We start from the raw sequence: 15,433 nt of genomic DNA, 5'->3' as shown, positions 1-15,433 counted from the left end.
CCACCATAGAGTTTCTGGATTGGACAGTCCACTTTCTCATCGGCAGGCTGGTGTGACCGAGGCGGCGTCGCCCCGGGACCGACGAACCAGTGGAGGATCACGATGACCACATCGCAGGATTCGATGACCCAGCAGTTGACGGCCACCCTCGAGGGGTCGCTCACCCAGCTCCCGGCCGAGGTCAGTGCGGCGTTCGCCGCCGATCGCGACGGGCTCGACGCCGCCGGTACCCCGGCCGGGGTGGCCGCGGTCGGCACCACCGTCGCCGACGCGGAACTGCTCACCGCGCAGGGCTCGAGCACCCGTCTGCGCAGCGAGATCGGCGATCGGCCGGCGGTTCTGGTGTTCTACCGCGGCGCCTGGTGCCCGTACTGCAACGTGGCGTTGGGCGCCTACCAGCGCGAGCTCGTGCCCGCGCTGACCGAACGCGGTGCCACCCTCATCGCCATCAGCCCCCAGAAGCCCGACGGCTCGCTCAGCGCCGCGGAGTCGAACGAGCTGACCTTCACGGTGTTGTCGGATCCGGGCAACACGCTGGCCGGCGGGCTCGGCATCATCGCGCCGAACAACCCCGACGCCATCGCCGCGCAGAAGCAGCTCGGCCTCGACGTGACCGAGCACAACGCCGACGGCACCGCCGATCTGCCGTTCCCGACCGTCGTCGTTCTCGACGCGGACGGCACTATCGCGTTCATCGACGTCCACCCGAACTACACGACTCGCACCGAGACGGCCGACATCCTCGCCGCGGTCGACGCGCTGGGCTGACCACGCGGTCGGCGAGAGACGTTCCGTCAGAGCCGGTATGCGCCGTTCTCGACGGCATCGACGACACGGGGCACGGTCACGTCGACCGTGTCGTCGGTGGTGTCGAGGACATGCGCCTCCATCACGCCCAGACCTGCGAACTGGTCCCACATCGCGGTGATGGGTTCTGGGTCGGTCAGGGCCTCCGCGTCCGAACGCGCTCGAGCGCGGGCGAGAGTGGTCTCGCGGTCCGGACGCAACACCACGTAGTGCACCGGCACGCGCAGGTACGTGGACATCTGCCGGCGGAAATGGTCCGTCATCCACGGGCCGACGATCCCGTCGACCACCGTCGTGTAACCACCATCGGCGTAGGCGAACGCGGCCGAAGCGATCACCCGCAGGACCGTCTGGTTCTGAGGGTCGGACGGCGGCTCGTAGGGCGGGATGGCGCCGGAGACGATCGCGTGCCAGAAGTCGTCAGTGTGTAGGTGCACAGCTTTCGGACGCCCTCGTGCCACGTGCGTCGCGACGGTGGTCTTTCCGGCACCCGGCGGGCCGGTGAGGATGATCAGATCGCCGCTCACCGCGGTGACGCTAGTGAGGCGTCACGACACCTGTCACGCCGATTTCCGCCGTCTCAGCGTTTCTGGCGCCGCGAGCCCCCGTGCCAGTCCTCGGTGGCGCCGGCCTCGTCCTCGGAGACACCGAGCCCCCGCAGCTGCGGCATCTCACGCAGGCTGCGCTTGAGTTCGGCGAATCCCGGGAACCGGGCGAGACCGACGACGTGGTCCCACAACTCGGCGGCGTCGGCCGGATCGGGCAGGCGACTGATCACCGGCCCGAAGAATGCGACACCCTCCGGCGGCCGGAAGTGGATGATCGGCGTGCCCACGTCCTTACCGGTGAGGGCGAGGGCCTCGTCGGTCTCGGCCTGGATCTCCGCGTCGCGGCCGGCGTCGTCGAGGGCGTCGAGGTGCGTCTCCGACATGCCGAGCTCGTCGAGGATCGGCGCGAGGAACTCGCGGGTGCCGCGGTGTCCCGCGTGCTCGTCGGGCACCGGATCGGAGTCGAAGATGTGCTCACCCAGGGTCGCGTACAGCGCCGTGACCCCCTCGCGCCCGTACTGCTCGCGGACCGACGACGCGGCACGGAGCAGGCGCAGTCCCGCGGTGTGCCCGGCCTCGTACTCCGGCGGGAAGTGCGCGTCGTAGTCGATGTGGGAGTTGAGAAGACGCAGCGAGATGAACTTCCACTGGACCGAATAGTCCCGGTCGCGCTGCACCATGCGCACCCATTTGCTGGTCATCCAGGCGAACGGGCACACCGGGTCGAAGTAGAAGTTGATGTCGGCGGTGGTCATGTCTCCAGACAAGCACATCCCGCCGGCCGCGGTCAGTGTCCGACGATGTCGTCGACCGGTCGGCCCGCGGAACCCTCGGGGGTCGGCTCGGGATGACGCAGGCGTCGCGCGGCGACACCGGAGACGACGGCGATCACCAGCACGGCGGCCAGCGCGCCGACGAACGGCCACGACAGGGGAGAGGTCCCGTACGCGCCGACGGCGGTGTAGCCGATGGCCGACGGGAGGATCCCCACGACGGTGCCGATCAGGTAGTCGCGGCCGCGGATCGCGCTGAGGCCCGCGGCGTAGTTGACGACGGCGAACGGGAAAGGGATGAGGCGGATCAGCACCATCGCGATGAGTCCGCGGCGCCGCAGGATCGCGTCGATCGAGGCAATCCGTTCCCACCCGAGCCGGGCGACCCCGTCGCGTCCGAGCCATCGGGCGAGGAGAAAACCGAACCAGGCGCCGATCGTCGCCGCGACCATCACCGCGATCGTCCCCTCGACGAGCCCGAACAACAGGCCGCTCGCGATGGTGAGCGCGCTGGCGGGGAACGGCGTGAGCGACACCGCGATGTAGATCAGGACGAACAGCAGGAGACCCCACGCTCCGGCGGAGTCGACGCGGTCGCGCAGGGGTTGCGGGTCGGGGATGTCGACGGTCACCGCGATGACGACGGCGGCAACCACGATCGCGACGAGGAGGGCAGCCTTCCACCGATGGCTGGATCGGCGGCTGGGGCCGACCGGCGCGGCGTCGTCCACTTCACTCCCCGGGGTCGGGTTCAGCGTAATGCCCGATGTGTCGGGGCCTCACCGCCGCCGCCCTCAGCGAACCCCGTCATCGCCCGTCGCCGAGGGGTTGGGCGCGGCGAACCTGGTCGGCGGCGCGGGCGGGGTCGAGGTCGACCGGCGACAGCAGCGTCGCCGGACCCACCCGCAACGTTCCCGAGGTGAGCGGTTGCGCGCGCAGACCACCACGACCGATGAGTGCCTTACGGGTCCCGTCGCCGGCCATGGTGTCCATCCACGAACACGGATGTGCGGGCCGCCCGCCGCGGAACCGTACCGGGCCGTCCCCGGTGTCGATCGCGAACTCCACACCACGCAGCGGGTCGAGCTCGAGGCCGCGCACCATCACGTTGCGGCGGGCGACCACCGGATCGACGCCTCCCGCGGCGGCCTCCCATGCCTCGAGGGCGAGGAAGGTGACCGCGGCCTCGGTGTGGGCACGGACCCCGAAGAACCGGTCCCCGCGGATGCCCTTGTCGGCGACGACGTCCACATGGCCGGGGAGCGCAGTGGGTACATCCTCGGCCGGGCCGTCCTTCGCGCGTCCGAAGTAGGCGTGCCCCGGTGACACCAGCAGCGTCACCACCTCGAAGCGGTATTCGCGATCCATGCCCTCCACGCTGGCACACTGGCGGGTGTGACGACATCCGGAGACGCGCAGAGCCGCTTACCGGGCGAGCGTCTCCCCGGCCGGCACCGCGGCACGTTCGACCCGGTTCGGGCGGCATCGGCATCGCGCGAGGCCATCGCGACCGAGACCGCACGCTGTGCTCTGGACCGCCCCTGACCGGCACCAACGCCGACCCCCGGGTGCGGGAACTGAGCAGTCGGTGGTCGTTCGGTCTGTTCTCGATCCTGCTGGCGGTGTCGCTGATCCTCCACCAGCTGTGGTGGGACGGCCTCGAGACCGACTCCCTGCACGCCGTGGTCGTCCTCGCCGCGCTGTGGCTGCTGGTGCGGCCGACATCGGTCGTCCGGTTCGCGATGATGCTGGCCGCCGAGGTCGTCGCGGTCGGCCGCGACCTGCCCTACGTCGGCGACCACACGCTCGTCGTGTTCGTGACCGGCGTCGCGGTCCTCGCCTTGCTGGGCTGGACCAGCCTCCGGAGCCGACGCCCGCCCGCGGCCGGCGCGTTGTTCGACACCATCGCCCCGTTTCTCCGGGTGCAGCTCATCATCGTCTACGCGGCTGCGGCGCTGTCGAAGCTCAACACCGACTTCCTCGACCCGCAGACCAGCTGCGCCGGCCCGATGTCGCAGAAGATCGTCTGGTTCGACCCCACGCTGATGAGCGGGACCTGGCGGATCACGCCGTCGATCTGGGCGACCGTCGCGGTCGAGATCGCACTGCCGATCCTCCTCGCGGTGCCCCGGACGCGCGTGGTGGCACTGGTGCTCGGGTGCACGTTCCACGTGGTGCTCGCCCTGGCGGGCAATGTCCCGTTCTCGGCTGTGGCGCTGGCGCTCTACGTCGCGTTCCTGCCGACGCGCACCGTCTCGGGTGTGCACGCCGTCCTGCTCCGACACCGGCAACTGCGATCGGTGACACGGACCGTCGCGACACCAACCGCATCGGTGCTCCTGTTCGCGGTCGGGGTGGGTCTCTGGCTCGGGGCCGCGCGGGTGCTCGGCCCCGAGCCGTGGTCGCGGTCCGATGGACTCGGCGGCCTCGCCCGACTCTCCATCGTGGCCATGGTCGGGCTCGCCGGGCTTGCGTTCGTGACCGGTCGACGCCGCGGCGACACACCCGAGTACGCCCGCCCGCGTTCGGAGCGGCGTCTCGGCCACCCGATCCTCGTCGTCGCGGCCGCGCTGCTGGTCGTGAACGCCGCCTGTCCCTACCTGGGACTCCGCTCGGAGAGCACCTTCACCATGTTCAGCAACCTGCGGACCGAGCAGGGCGCCTGGAACCACGTGCTGCTCCCGGAGTCGTTGCGCGTCTTCGGGTTCCAGGACCGGCTGGTCACCGTGGTCGCGACCGACGATCCCGCGTTGGCCGCCCGGACGAGTTCGGGCACCGAGCTGACCCGGTTCGAACTGAACCGCTACCTGCGATCACACCCTCGCGCGCAGGTCACGTGGTCGGAGGCGGAAGCGGACGGCGCCGTCATCCGATCGCATGGGCCCATCGCGACAGCGCCGGGACAGACGGTCACCGAGAAACTGTTCCACTTCAAGGACGTACGCCCGCGCGACGACGGTGACTGCGGCTGACTCGCTGCAGGCACGAGGTCAGGCGTCGGGTCGCCTCCGACTCCGGTAGAGCGACAGGTTGACCGACGCCGCGGTCAGCAGCGGCACCGACACCCCCAGGCGGTCGGCACGGCGAACCAGATCGGCGATGACACTGTCGGATTCGACATCGCGGCCGGCGGCCATGTCGCGGTAGAGCGACGCGGTGAACGGTGAGCCATGGGCGACCAGACGTGCGCGGGCGCCGTCGATGACCTGGGGACGGACGGTGATCCCGGATGCCGCGGCGACGGAGGCGCATTCGTCGATGACCGCGTGGGCGACCGAGGGTCCGTGTTCGGTGGCGGTGATGTCGCCGACGGTGGCCTGCAGCAACGTCGTGAGAGCCGCGGCCGAGGCCAGGAAGATCCACTTGTCCCACATGTCGGTGACGATGTCCGACGAGCACACGGTGTCGAAGCCGGCTCCGGACAGCGTCGCGTCGACGGCGTCGATCCGTGCCGATCGCCCGCCCGCGAGTTCGCCGTACCGCATGAACCGGTCGGGGCCGAGGAGATCGATGGATCCGTCGGGGCGGAGCTGGCTCGCCACGACGGCGACCCCGCCGAGCACGGCGTCAACGAAGGCGTCGCGCAACCGCTCGAGGTGACGCATCCCGTTGAGCAGCGGCAGCACCACGGTGCCGGCGGTGACGGCGGGCGTGATGTCGGTGATCGCGGCATCGAGTGCCTGCTCCTTGACCGTGACGATCACCAGGTCCCACGAGGTCTCTCCGAGGCGGTCGGCGGTGACGGTCGGGGCGCGCGTGACCGTCGTCGTCGGGCCGTCGTGCACCGCGAGGCCGTCGGCGGCCATCTGTGCGGCGCGTGCGGGACGGACGAAGAAGGTGACGTCGCGACCGGCCTCGAGGAGCAGTGTCCCGAAGAACCCACCGACCGCGCCGGCCCCGACGACGAGTGTGCGCACGTGCGTCAGTTCCGGCCGACGTCGATGGGATGGGTGGCGAGGAGGGGGAGCGGCCACGGCTGGCGGCGCAGCACGTCGGCGAAGACGTCCGACCCGGCGGGGGCGAGCAGATCCCCCGGGAGCGCCGAGGCGACCAGCCAGGAGTCGTGGCGGAGCTCGTCGTCGAGTTGGCCGATCCCCCAGCCCGAGTACCCGGCGAACACGCGGATGCCCTCGAGCACGTCGGTGAGGTACTCGGGTTCGGCGTCGAGATCGACGAGCACGACGCGTCCGTCGACCGGTCGGACCCCGACGACGGTGTCGACGTCGATGCCGCGCCGCACGACCCCGAGACACAACGCGGAGTCCTGCTTGACCGGACCACCGATGAACACCGCGGGCGGTGCGGCCGCCATGTCGGTCCACCTCGGCAGCAGATTGTGGACCGCGGTCTGGCTCATCCGATTGACCACGACACCGAGGCTGCCCGCGTCGTTGTGTTCGACGATGTAGATGACCGACCGACGGAACGTGGGTTCGGTGAGCGTGGTGGCCGCGATCAGCAGGCTGCCCGCTCGAATTCGCCCTGCCTCCACGGTGTCCCAGCTCGCGTCGTATCCCTCACCGACGGCGTCGTGTTCGCGCGAACCCTCACCGGGAACGTCCTCGGGGTCGTCTGACCTGGCCACATCACCATCATGGCACGGTCGACGGTCGGGGGCGGTCGGCTCGGACATCGGAGGCCGATGTCGGGTTCGTCTGTGGCGCCTCGCCGATCGTCAGGATTCTCACAGCTCGTGGCCCCGCGCCCCGCCGGCGCGGTTTGTACCCTCGGTCGGGTGAGTTTCCTGCGTGCCTTCCACGGCCGCCCCGGACTGGGGCGGCTGCTGGCCGTGCGCCTGAGCAGCCAGGTGACCGACGGGCTGTTCCAGGCCGCGCTCGGTGGCGCCATCCTGTTCAACCCCGAACGGCACGCCGACCCGTTGGCCGTGGCCGGTGGTCTCGCTGTGCTGCTGCTCCCGTATTCGGTGATCGGTCCCTTCGCCGGCGCCCTCCTCGATCACTGGGATCGCCGGACGGTGCTCATCTGGGCCAACATCGCGCGAGCCTTCCTCATCGGCGCGGTGGCGACGTCGATCGCCGTCGGTGCACCCGACACGGTCGTGCTGATCGCGGCACTCGTGGTCACCGGGGCGAGTCGATTCGTGGCCAGCGGTCTGTCGGCGGCCCTGCCCCACGTGGTGGACCGCGAGGCGCTCATCGGCATGAACGCGTTCTTCACCACCATCGGTTCCGGCGCCCTCGCCGTCGGCGCCGGACTGGCCCTCGGGCTGCGTGCGGTGTTCGGGGCGGACAACTCCGGGAGCGCCGCGACCACCATGGGGGCGGTGGTGATCGCGCTGCTCGGTGCGGCCCTCGCCGTCGGATTCGCACATCTCGCCCTCGGCCCCGACCACCCCGACACCGAGGGTGCACCGGTCAGCGCGGACCATCCACGCGGCCCGGCCCTGCGTGCGGTAGCCGTCGGACTCATCCACGGTGCGCGCGCCGTCGCCCGGGCGCGCGGGGTGTCGGGAGCGTTGACGGCGATCGGCGCGCATCGATTGGTGTTCGGGCTCAACACGCTGATGCTGCTGGTCCTCACGCGGCACTCCGCCCTCGGCGGGGGCATCGCCGGTGTCGGACTCGTCGCGGCCATGACCGCGGTCGGCATGTTCTTCGCCGCCATCCTCACCCCGATCTCGGTGGCCAGATGGGGCCGGCGCATCACGCTGTACGCGGCGTTGTCGGTCGGCGTGTGCGCCGAGCTCACCCTGCTGACGTTCAACGGCATCGTGATCTGCGCCGCGGCGCTCGTGCTCGGGTTGATCGGGCAGATGGCCAAGCTCTGCGGCGACGCGGCCATGCAGATGGACACCGACGACGCCGTCCGAGGGCAGGTGTTCTCGTTCCAGGACGCCGTCTTCAACGTCGCCTACGTCGCTGCGGTGACCGTCGCCGCGCTGGTGATCGCCGAGGACGGGCACTCACCCGGCCTGCCCGCCGCGGGCGCGGTCATCTATCTCGTCGCGCTCGTCGCCGTGCGGACCGTCTACTCGCCGCGACGCCGATTCGCCGACGACCCCGCGACTCATCGCGCCTGCGCCGAGGCGGCCGGAGCATCGAACCCGGACTGCCCGCGCAGTGCCCAGGTGTCGGCGACACCGTCGCCGTCGGCGTCGATCACCACCCCGTCGAACTGACGGTCGCCGTCGAGATCGATCAACACCCGCACGGGGTGCGGATCATCGGAACCGGCGAACACCAGGCCCACCGTGGATCGGCCCGACGAATCCGGGTCGACGATGCGGTCGTCGGGACGACCGTCGCCGTCGAGATCACGGTGATCGTCCGGCACGGCCTCGACACTCTCGGGTTCCGGGGCGCTCACCGATGCGGGCGGAGACGACGGCACGGGCGTCTCGGTCGGTGGCGCCGCCTGCACGGCACCGGCGTGCACGTCGTGGACTCGGTGATCCCACAGGCCGCGACCGGTGTCGGAGTAGAAGCGGTCGGGATCGTCGCCGCCGACGTCGAGGGCGGCGAGATCGACGCGACCGTCACCGTCGGAGTCCCACATCGCGTCGTCGAGGTGACCGTCACCGTCGAAATCGATGGACACGGCATCGGCGACGCCGTCGCCGGAGAGGTCGCGGTCGGCCCGCGACGACCACTCGGTGGCGGCACCGTCACCGGTCCCGAACGCGTAGGTGAGCAACGGATGCTCGCCCGGTGGCGAGGCGTGTGCGCCGTCGGCGGTGGGATCGGTCGGGTCGTCGGGCGTGCCGTCGTCTGCGGAGGGATCGCCGAGGGCGCCGAGGAAGTCCATGTCGCTATGACGTCGCAGTCCGCCCCTCGGTTCCACCACCCGACGAACCGGCCCGTCACGTCGAGACGGGCCGCGGATCGCCTCGGTGACGACGGGTAGCGTGACACTCGCTTCGTCGGCGAAAGGCCCTCATGTACATCAGCGAACTGGGCGAGATGTGGCATCGCGCCCGCGTGGAACCGCGCACGGTGCATCTGGACTCCGCTGCGGCGTCTCGTTCCTCGAACGCCGTGATCGAGGCGGTGACCGCGCATCTGTGGCGGGAGTCCGAACGCGGGGCCTACATCGCCGCCGAGGAGGCCGCCGATCAGGTCGCGCGGTGTCGCCGCGACATCGCCGCGATGGTCGGGCACGACGCCGACCGACTCGCGTTCCGGGAGAGCGCTCTCGCGGCGTTGCGTGCGCTGCTCACCTACTGGAACCTGCCGATGTCGGCGACGGTGTGGGTGTGCCCCAACGAATACGGCCCGAACCTCGACCAGTTCGAGCGACGCGGTTACGCCGTACACACGATGCCGTCGACCGACGTCCACGGCCGGGTCGATCTCGACGCCCTCGAGAACATGCTGCAGTTCGAGCAACCCGACGTGATCCACGTCTGCCACGTCGGGTCGCACAGCGGGATCGTGCAACCCGCCGCGAAGATCGTCGAACTGGCGCACCGGGCGGGTGTCCCGGTGGTCGTCGACGCCGCCCAGGCGCTCGGCCAGGTCGACTGTGTGACCGGGGCCGACATCGTCTACGGGACCAGTCGCAAGTGGATCGCCGGTCCGCGCGGCGTCGGTTTCCTCGCGGTGCGCGCCGATGCGCTGCGGCCGGTGGAGATCGAGAGCTCGGAGGCGTTCATCGCCGGCCGGATCGGCCTCGGGGTGGCCGTGCAGGAGTTGGCCAGCTTCGGCCTCGAACGGGTCCGCCGCGAACTCGCGGCCATCGGCAGGCACACGCGCGAGCGGTTGCACGGCGTCGGCAGCTGGGAGCTGCTCGAACCGATCGACGAACCGACGGCGATCGTCACCCTGGCGCCACCCCCGGGGTGGGGTCCCGGCGATGTCGCGGCCGCACGAGAACGACTGCGCTCCTTGGGCATCTTGACCACCTGCGCCGAATCCTGGCGTGCGCCACTGTTCACCGAACAGTCGGTGCTGCGGATCAGCCCGCACCTCGACGTACAGCGCGAGCATCTCGACACCCTCGCGACCGAGCTGCGCGGGATGGGCTACTGACGGTGCGTCCAGACGGCTCCGCGGCCCCGCGCCGTCGGCCATACTGATTCCATGGCCATCGACCCCCGCGGACGAGATCTCCAGCGCTACCTCGCAGATGACCCCGGTGGTCCGGTGGTGATGCTCAACCTGCTCCGGTTCGCCGACGGCGGCCGCGAGGCGTACGCGGAGTACGCCGCCGCACTCGATGCGACGTTCCTCCCGCGTTACGGCGGAGAGGTGCTCTACGCGGGGGACGGTTCGACCGCGCTGGTGGCCGAGGCCGGACAGGAGTGGGATGCGGTTCTCCTGGTGCGCTATCCCTCTCGCGCCGCGTTCAGCAAGATGGTGGCCGACCCCGAGTACCAGACGGTGACAGGGCTGCGGACCGGCGCGCTGCAGGAGGCCGTCCTGCAGGCCACCATCCCCTGGCCCTAGCCGGGTTCGACGACCTCACCCCGACCGCAGCGCGGTCAGGACGTCGCGGTGGGTGATCCATCCGACGACGTGGTCGTGCCGATCGTCGAGCACCGGCAACCCTGTTCCCGAGTGGTCGGCCATGGCCTCGAGTGCCTCGTCGAGCGTGCTGTCGGCGGTGACCGCCTCGGGCAACTCGGCGATCTGGGCGACGGAGACCGCACGCGCCGAGGGGATCTGCATCGCCTCGGCGATGCCGCGCGCACTCACACATCCGCGGTAGAGGCCTGCCTGATCGACCACCGGTATCAGCGACCGGTCGCAGTCCGCCAACAGACCGGCCGCGGCCTCGAGGTCGGTGTCGTCGGGAAGCGGATGCGGGGCCGGACCGACGGCGCGCGCGATCGTCTGCCCCTCGAACAGATCCGGTCGGGCCGCCTTGTCGATGTCGATGCCGCGCCGCAACAGCTTTCGCGTGTAGATGGTGTCCTTCGAGATGAGTTGACTCACCCCGGCCGACATCGCGACGGCGAGCATCAGCGGCAGGATGATGCTGTACTCCCCGGTCAGCTCGAACAGGATGATGACGGCGGTGATGGGTGCCCGGGTGGCACCGCCGAGCGCCGCGCCCATCGCGATCAGTCCGTATGCCCCTGCGCTGACGACGATCCCGGGCGCGATGTCATGACCGATGGCGCCGAACGCACTGCCCGCCATGGCACCGATGAACAACGTCGGGGCGAACACCCCTCCGGATCCGCCGATGCCGATCGTGAGACTGGTGGCCGCGATCTTGGCCACCAGCAACAACAGCAGGAAGCCGACGACGTACTTGCCCTCGACCGCGTTCTGCAGGATCGGGTATCCGACGCCGTACATCTGCGGGACAGCCAGCAGCACGGCACCGAACACGAGTCCACCCACCGCGGGTCGGGCCCACTCGGGCCAGCGCCACACCCAGTCGCAGAGATCCTCCACCAGGTAGAGCACCTTCGAGAACAGGACCCCGACCGCGCCGACGACCACTCCGAGGACGATGTAGAGCCCGTACTCGGCCGGGTTGTGGACGGTGAACGCGGGCAGCGACAGGAACGGGTCGTCGCCGAGGACCGCGCGGGCGAGCAGACTCGCCGTCACGCTCGAGAGCACCACGGCACCGAAGGATTCCGCGGCGAAGTCCCGCAGGATCAGTTCGAGTGCGAAGAAGGGGCCGGCCAGCGGAGCGTTGAAGGTGGCGGAGATGCCGCCGGCGGCGCCGCACGCGACGAGCACCTTGAGACGGTCGGAGTCGACACGTGTCCACTGGCCCAGACCGGAGCCGATCGCCGAGCCGATCTGGACGATGGGCCCTTCCCGCCCGACCGATCCGCCGCCGCCGATGCACAGGGCGGAGGCCAGCGCCTTGACCAGCGCAACGCGCGGCGCGATCCGTCCGCCGCGTTGGGCGACGGCGTACATCACCTCGGGCACACCGTGTCCCTTCGCCTCGGGAGCGAAGCGATAGACGAGTGGACCGTAGACGGCGCCGGCGATCATCGGCGCGACGAGCAGGAACCACATGCCCATGCCCGGGAAGTGGGGACTGCCGACGCGGCCCGCGTCGGAGAAGTCGTCGGTACCGGTGAACACCCACGTGATGGAGGTGATGAGCCATCGGAACGCCACACTGCCCAGTCCGGTGCCGAGGCCGATGACGACCGCGAGCGGGACGAGGGCCGCCCGTTCGGTCCGGAGCCACCGGCTCACCGGCATCGGGATCGTCATCGCCGCGTTGCCGACAAATCGGACAGCACAACAGGTTCGGCGGTCTCACGGGGGCGTGTTCGCATCGTCCGAACGTATCGAAGGCCCGAGAGGGTGGGCCGGTCGGCGTCGGGAGGGTCTGGTGATCGCGCCGTCGGCCCGTGGCCCACTGGCTAGTCTGAGCCCACGGTGCCGATCGGCGCGGTGCGTCGCGGGACGGGGGAGTGGGTCGGGATGCGGATGAGGATGACGCGTTTCGCCGACGTCTTCTGGTTCTTGCCGGTCGTTCTCGGCGTGGGTGCCCTGATCCTCGCCCAGGGGCTGATCGCCGTCGACCGTGCCCTCGTCGACAAGGACCTGGGAGTCTGGGGCACGCTGCTCTATCGGGTCGGGGTCAGCGGCAGCCGCGACATCCTCGGCGCCATCGGCGGGTCGATGCTCGGAGTCGCCGCGACGGCGTTCTCCATCACGGTGTCGGTACTGGCGACCGCGAGTTCCACCTACGGTCCGCGGCTCGTCCGCAACTTCATGAACGACCGCGGCAACCAGTTCGTCCTGGGCACGTTCGGGGCGACGTTCCTGTACTCGCTCATGGTGCTCCGGTCGATCCGCGACAAGTCGATGGAGAACGGGCAGTTCGTCCCCGACATCGCCGTGAACGTCGCGGTCGTCCTCGCCGTGCTCGACGTCGCGGTGCTGGTGTACTTCATCAACCACATCGCCGGGTCGATCCAGGTGTCCACCCTCTCGGCGCGCGTGCGGTCCGAACTCGTCGATGTCGTCGACGCCCTCTACCCGGAGCAGCAACCGGACGACGCGCGACCCGCGACGTTCCCCGACGGCGACGCGAAACGTGTTCTCGCCGAGTCATCCGGGTTCGTGATCGACATCGACGAGGATGCCCTTCTCTCCCTCGCGCACCGACATCAGTGCGTCATCGAGACGCTCGTGCGACCGGGTGACCACGTGGTGGCCGGTGAACACCTCGTGCGGGTGACCCCGCCGTCGGCGGTCGACCGACTCCGTGTCGGTGTCCGCAAGGCGATCGATCTCGGCGACACCCGAACCCCTCTGCACGACGTGCAGTTCGCCGTGCAGCAGTTGGTGGAGATGGCGGTGCGCGCCCTGTCGCCGAGCACGAACGACCCGTACACCGCGCACAACGCCCTGAACGAACTCGCGACCGGCATGGTGCCGTTGGTAGCACGGGAAGCGCCGTGGCTCGGTCGCGTCGACGGTGAGGACACGGTTCGGTTGATCGTCACCCGCGTGCCTGCCGCCGAACTGATCGACGACATCTTCGACGCCGTGCGGACCTACGCTCTCGCGGCCTCGGTCGCCATGTCGGCCGCCATCCTGCTCGCACGGCGAATCGGTGTCGCGGCTGTGGAACCCGATGTCCGAGAGGCGGTCCTGCGCCACCTCGCGCTGATCGAGGCCGCCGAGCAGGCATCGACCGGTGATCGGGTCACCATCGACTTCTGCTGTGGCGAGATCGCCGCCGCACGACTCGCGATCAACGCCCGCGCCGTGGTGTGAAGCCTTCGGTCACCCAGGAGAGGCGAGCGTCAGCATCGCGATCTCCGGCGGGGCACCGACGCGCACCGGAGGTCCCCACGCACCCGCACCGCGTGTCGTGTAGATCGTCGTGTCGCCGATGGTGTCGAGGCCCTCGACCGTCGGCTGCTGCAGTGGCACGAGATAGCGCAGCGGCCAGATCTGTCCGGCGTGGGTGTGACCCGAGACCTGCATGTCGACACCGGCGTCGGACGCCTCGTGTGCCTGCAGTGGCTGATGGGCGAGGAGCAGGACGAAGCGGCTCGGGTCGCGGCCGGCGAGCGCTGCGGTGAGGTCGGGTTCGTGGGGAGCGGGTGCGGTCGCGTCGTTGATGCCGGCGACGTCGATCTGCGCACCGTCACGGGTCACGGTGGCGCGTTCGTTGCGAAGCACGTTCACCCCCAACGAGTCCCACAGATCGAGCCACCGCCCTCCGTCGCCGGCGTAGAACTCGTGGTTGCCGCTGACGGCGAACACCCCGAGCGGTGCGGAGAGGTCGCGCAGCGGTGCGAGGTCGGAGCCGACGTGCTCGACGGTGCCGTCGATGAGGTCGCCGTCGAGGATCACCATGTCGGGGCGCTGGGCGTTGATGCGGTCCACGACCTCGCGAACGAAACCGACGCCGCGGGACGGACCGGCGTGCAGATCCGACACCAGCGCGACCGACGTCCCCGCGAATGCGGCGGGGAGGCGATCGAGGGCCACCGTCGTCCGGGTCACGCGTGGATGCGCCGCCTCGAGGAGGCCGTAGCCGACGGCCGCCACCGACGCGACCACCACGACGGCCGACCCGATCCTGGTGGTGCGCAGCCGGATCGACGTGCTGTCACCCCCGCGGGCGGCGTGCACGAGGCGCATGACGAGTGTGATGACACCGAGCACCACGGTGCCCAGAACCAGATAGAGCACAACGGCCATCCAGGTCCATCCCGCGAACGCGGGCCACCGTGACCACGCCGGGTCGAACGCCGACCCGGACCCGAACCCGATCAGCGCGAGGATCCCGGCGACCACCAGGACCACGTCGGCACCGATCGCGACGCGACGCGACAGGCGGGTGGAACGGACGAACCGACGGTGCAGCACGACGGTGATGAGTACGAGGAGGACCCCGACGACGGGAAGATTGGACATCGTGATCGCCAGGATACGGACAGTTCGGACGGGGAGGCGCACCGCCAAAAGGGCATCGCGCACGTCGTCGACCCGTACCGTGAGACCGAGCGTTCAGACCATGAGCTCTTTCTCCGCCCGCGCATCACCACCGCGCGTGCGCCCCCTCCATCCGTGAACACCAGACCGAGGAGTCACCATCAGCACAACCGCAGTCGCCGTCGAGGTACTCGCCGAAGGTTCCGGCGTCCGAACGAGCGTCGGATTCATCGGCTACATCATCATCGGAGGTCTCGCCGGCTGGATCGCCAGCAAGTTCATGGGCACCGACGCCCAGATGGGCATCCTTCTCAACGTCGTCGTCGGCGTCATCGGAGCCTTGCTCGGAGGATTTCTACTGCGCGCTTTCGGCGTTGACGTCGCCAGCGGCGGTTGGTTCTTCACCTTCCTCACCGCACTCCTCGGCTCCGTGATCCTGCTGTTTGTCGTGAAGCTCGTACGCAGGTAG

At 69.9% G+C, this 15,433-nt stretch carries 16 protein-coding genes; 7 read left to right on the top strand and 9 right to left on the bottom strand.

Annotation, left to right across the window (positions count from 1 at the left end; translation table 11 throughout):
• Window positions 1–102 precede the first annotated feature (102 nt).
• Window positions 103–768: a peroxiredoxin-like family protein gene (locus ACQ7HM_RS05760; RefSeq protein ID WP_434215251.1), complete on the top strand. Its 666-nt coding sequence runs from the start codon at window positions 103–105 to the stop codon at window positions 766–768.
• A 26-nt stretch (window positions 769–794) separates the two neighbouring features.
• Here the strand turns inward: ACQ7HM_RS05760 and ACQ7HM_RS05755 are convergent, their stop codons facing one another.
• The 4 genes from ACQ7HM_RS05755 to ACQ7HM_RS05740 all read right to left on the bottom strand — a co-directional run bounded on the left by ACQ7HM_RS05755 (window position 795) and on the right by ACQ7HM_RS05740 (window position 3,496).
• Window positions 795–1,334, bottom strand: a complete 540-nt coding sequence (locus ACQ7HM_RS05755) for an AAA family ATPase (RefSeq protein ID WP_434215250.1) — start codon at window positions 1,332–1,334, stop codon at window positions 795–797.
• A gap of 53 nt (window positions 1,335–1,387) precedes the next feature.
• The gene (locus ACQ7HM_RS05750; protein ID WP_434215249.1) at window positions 1,388–2,110 is read right to left on the bottom strand and encodes a mycothiol-dependent nitroreductase Rv2466c family protein; all 723 of its coding nucleotides are present in this window, start codon (window positions 2,108–2,110) and stop codon (window positions 1,388–1,390) included.
• A 32-nt stretch (window positions 2,111–2,142) separates the two neighbouring features.
• Window positions 2,143–2,859, bottom strand: a complete 717-nt coding sequence (locus tag ACQ7HM_RS05745) for a TVP38/TMEM64 family protein (protein ID WP_434215248.1) — start codon at window positions 2,857–2,859, stop codon at window positions 2,143–2,145.
• A 76-nt stretch (window positions 2,860–2,935) separates the two neighbouring features.
• On the bottom strand, window positions 2,936–3,496 hold the full coding sequence (locus ACQ7HM_RS05740; RefSeq protein ID WP_434215247.1) for a molybdenum cofactor biosysynthesis protein: 561 nt from the start codon (window positions 3,494–3,496) through the stop codon (window positions 2,936–2,938).
• A gap of 200 nt (window positions 3,497–3,696) precedes the next feature.
• On the opposite strand from ACQ7HM_RS05740, the gene ACQ7HM_RS05735 reads away from it, so the two are divergent.
• Complete coding sequence (locus ACQ7HM_RS05735) at window positions 3,697–5,100, top strand: hypothetical protein (RefSeq protein WP_434215246.1); 1,404 nt, start codon at window positions 3,697–3,699, stop codon at window positions 5,098–5,100.
• A gap of 18 nt (window positions 5,101–5,118) precedes the next feature.
• Here the strand turns inward: ACQ7HM_RS05735 and ACQ7HM_RS05730 are convergent, their stop codons facing one another.
• Together ACQ7HM_RS05730 and ACQ7HM_RS05725 are read right to left on the bottom strand one after the other, a co-directional pair.
• Window positions 5,119–6,045 carry a 2-dehydropantoate 2-reductase gene (locus ACQ7HM_RS05730; protein ID WP_434215245.1) on the bottom strand — a complete coding sequence of 309 codons (927 nt, stop codon included), beginning with the start codon at window positions 6,043–6,045 and terminating at the stop codon, window positions 5,119–5,121.
• A gap of 5 nt (window positions 6,046–6,050) precedes the next feature.
• Window positions 6,051–6,713, bottom strand: a complete 663-nt coding sequence (locus ACQ7HM_RS05725) for a YqgE/AlgH family protein (RefSeq protein ID WP_434215244.1) — start codon at window positions 6,711–6,713, stop codon at window positions 6,051–6,053.
• A 150-nt stretch (window positions 6,714–6,863) separates the two neighbouring features.
• Between ACQ7HM_RS05725 and ACQ7HM_RS05720 the strand changes: the two genes are divergently transcribed.
• Window positions 6,864–8,267, top strand: a complete 1,404-nt coding sequence (locus ACQ7HM_RS05720) for an MFS transporter (RefSeq protein WP_434215243.1) — start codon at window positions 6,864–6,866, stop codon at window positions 8,265–8,267.
• Here ACQ7HM_RS05720 and ACQ7HM_RS05715 read toward each other — a convergent pair.
• Window positions 8,156–8,893: a hypothetical protein gene (locus ACQ7HM_RS05715; RefSeq protein WP_434215242.1), complete on the bottom strand. Its 738-nt coding sequence runs from the start codon at window positions 8,891–8,893 to the stop codon at window positions 8,156–8,158. The genes ACQ7HM_RS05720 and ACQ7HM_RS05715 overlap by 112 nt on opposite strands.
• 131 nt (window positions 8,894–9,024) lie before the next feature.
• Here ACQ7HM_RS05715 and ACQ7HM_RS05710 point away from each other — a divergent pair, with 131 nt between their 5' ends.
• Complete coding sequence (locus tag ACQ7HM_RS05710) at window positions 9,025–10,116, top strand: aminotransferase class V-fold PLP-dependent enzyme (RefSeq protein WP_434215241.1); 1,092 nt, start codon at window positions 9,025–9,027, stop codon at window positions 10,114–10,116.
• 51 nt (window positions 10,117–10,167) lie between these two features.
• The gene (locus tag ACQ7HM_RS05705; protein WP_434215240.1) at window positions 10,168–10,533 is read left to right on the top strand and encodes a DUF1330 domain-containing protein; all 366 of its coding nucleotides are present in this window, start codon (window positions 10,168–10,170) and stop codon (window positions 10,531–10,533) included.
• 15 nt (window positions 10,534–10,548) lie between these two features.
• Here the strand turns inward: ACQ7HM_RS05705 and ACQ7HM_RS05700 are convergent, their stop codons facing one another.
• A complete protein-coding gene (locus ACQ7HM_RS05700) occupies window positions 10,549–12,276 on the bottom strand; it encodes a chloride channel protein (protein ID WP_434215239.1) in 1,728 nt (575 codons plus the stop codon).
• A gap of 219 nt (window positions 12,277–12,495) precedes the next feature.
• On the opposite strand from ACQ7HM_RS05700, the gene ACQ7HM_RS05695 reads away from it, so the two are divergent.
• Window positions 12,496–13,794: a DUF2254 domain-containing protein gene (locus ACQ7HM_RS05695; protein ID WP_434215238.1), complete on the top strand. Its 1,299-nt coding sequence runs from the start codon at window positions 12,496–12,498 to the stop codon at window positions 13,792–13,794.
• A gap of 9 nt (window positions 13,795–13,803) precedes the next feature.
• On the opposite strand, the gene ACQ7HM_RS05690 is transcribed toward ACQ7HM_RS05695, so the two are convergent.
• Window positions 13,804–14,946: a metallophosphoesterase gene (locus ACQ7HM_RS05690; protein WP_434215237.1), complete on the bottom strand. Its 1,143-nt coding sequence runs from the start codon at window positions 14,944–14,946 to the stop codon at window positions 13,804–13,806.
• Between the two features lie 178 nt (window positions 14,947–15,124).
• On the opposite strand from ACQ7HM_RS05690, the gene ACQ7HM_RS05685 reads away from it, so the two are divergent.
• Complete coding sequence (locus tag ACQ7HM_RS05685; RefSeq protein WP_434215641.1) at window positions 15,125–15,433, top strand: GlsB/YeaQ/YmgE family stress response membrane protein; 309 nt, start codon at window positions 15,125–15,127, stop codon at window positions 15,431–15,433.

The organism is Williamsia sp. MIQD14, from assembly GCF_051025635.1.
In the GTDB taxonomy this organism is placed as follows: domain Bacteria; phylum Actinomycetota; class Actinomycetes; order Mycobacteriales; family Mycobacteriaceae; genus Williamsia_A.
This window is presented reverse-complemented; position numbering and strand designations above follow the sequence as displayed.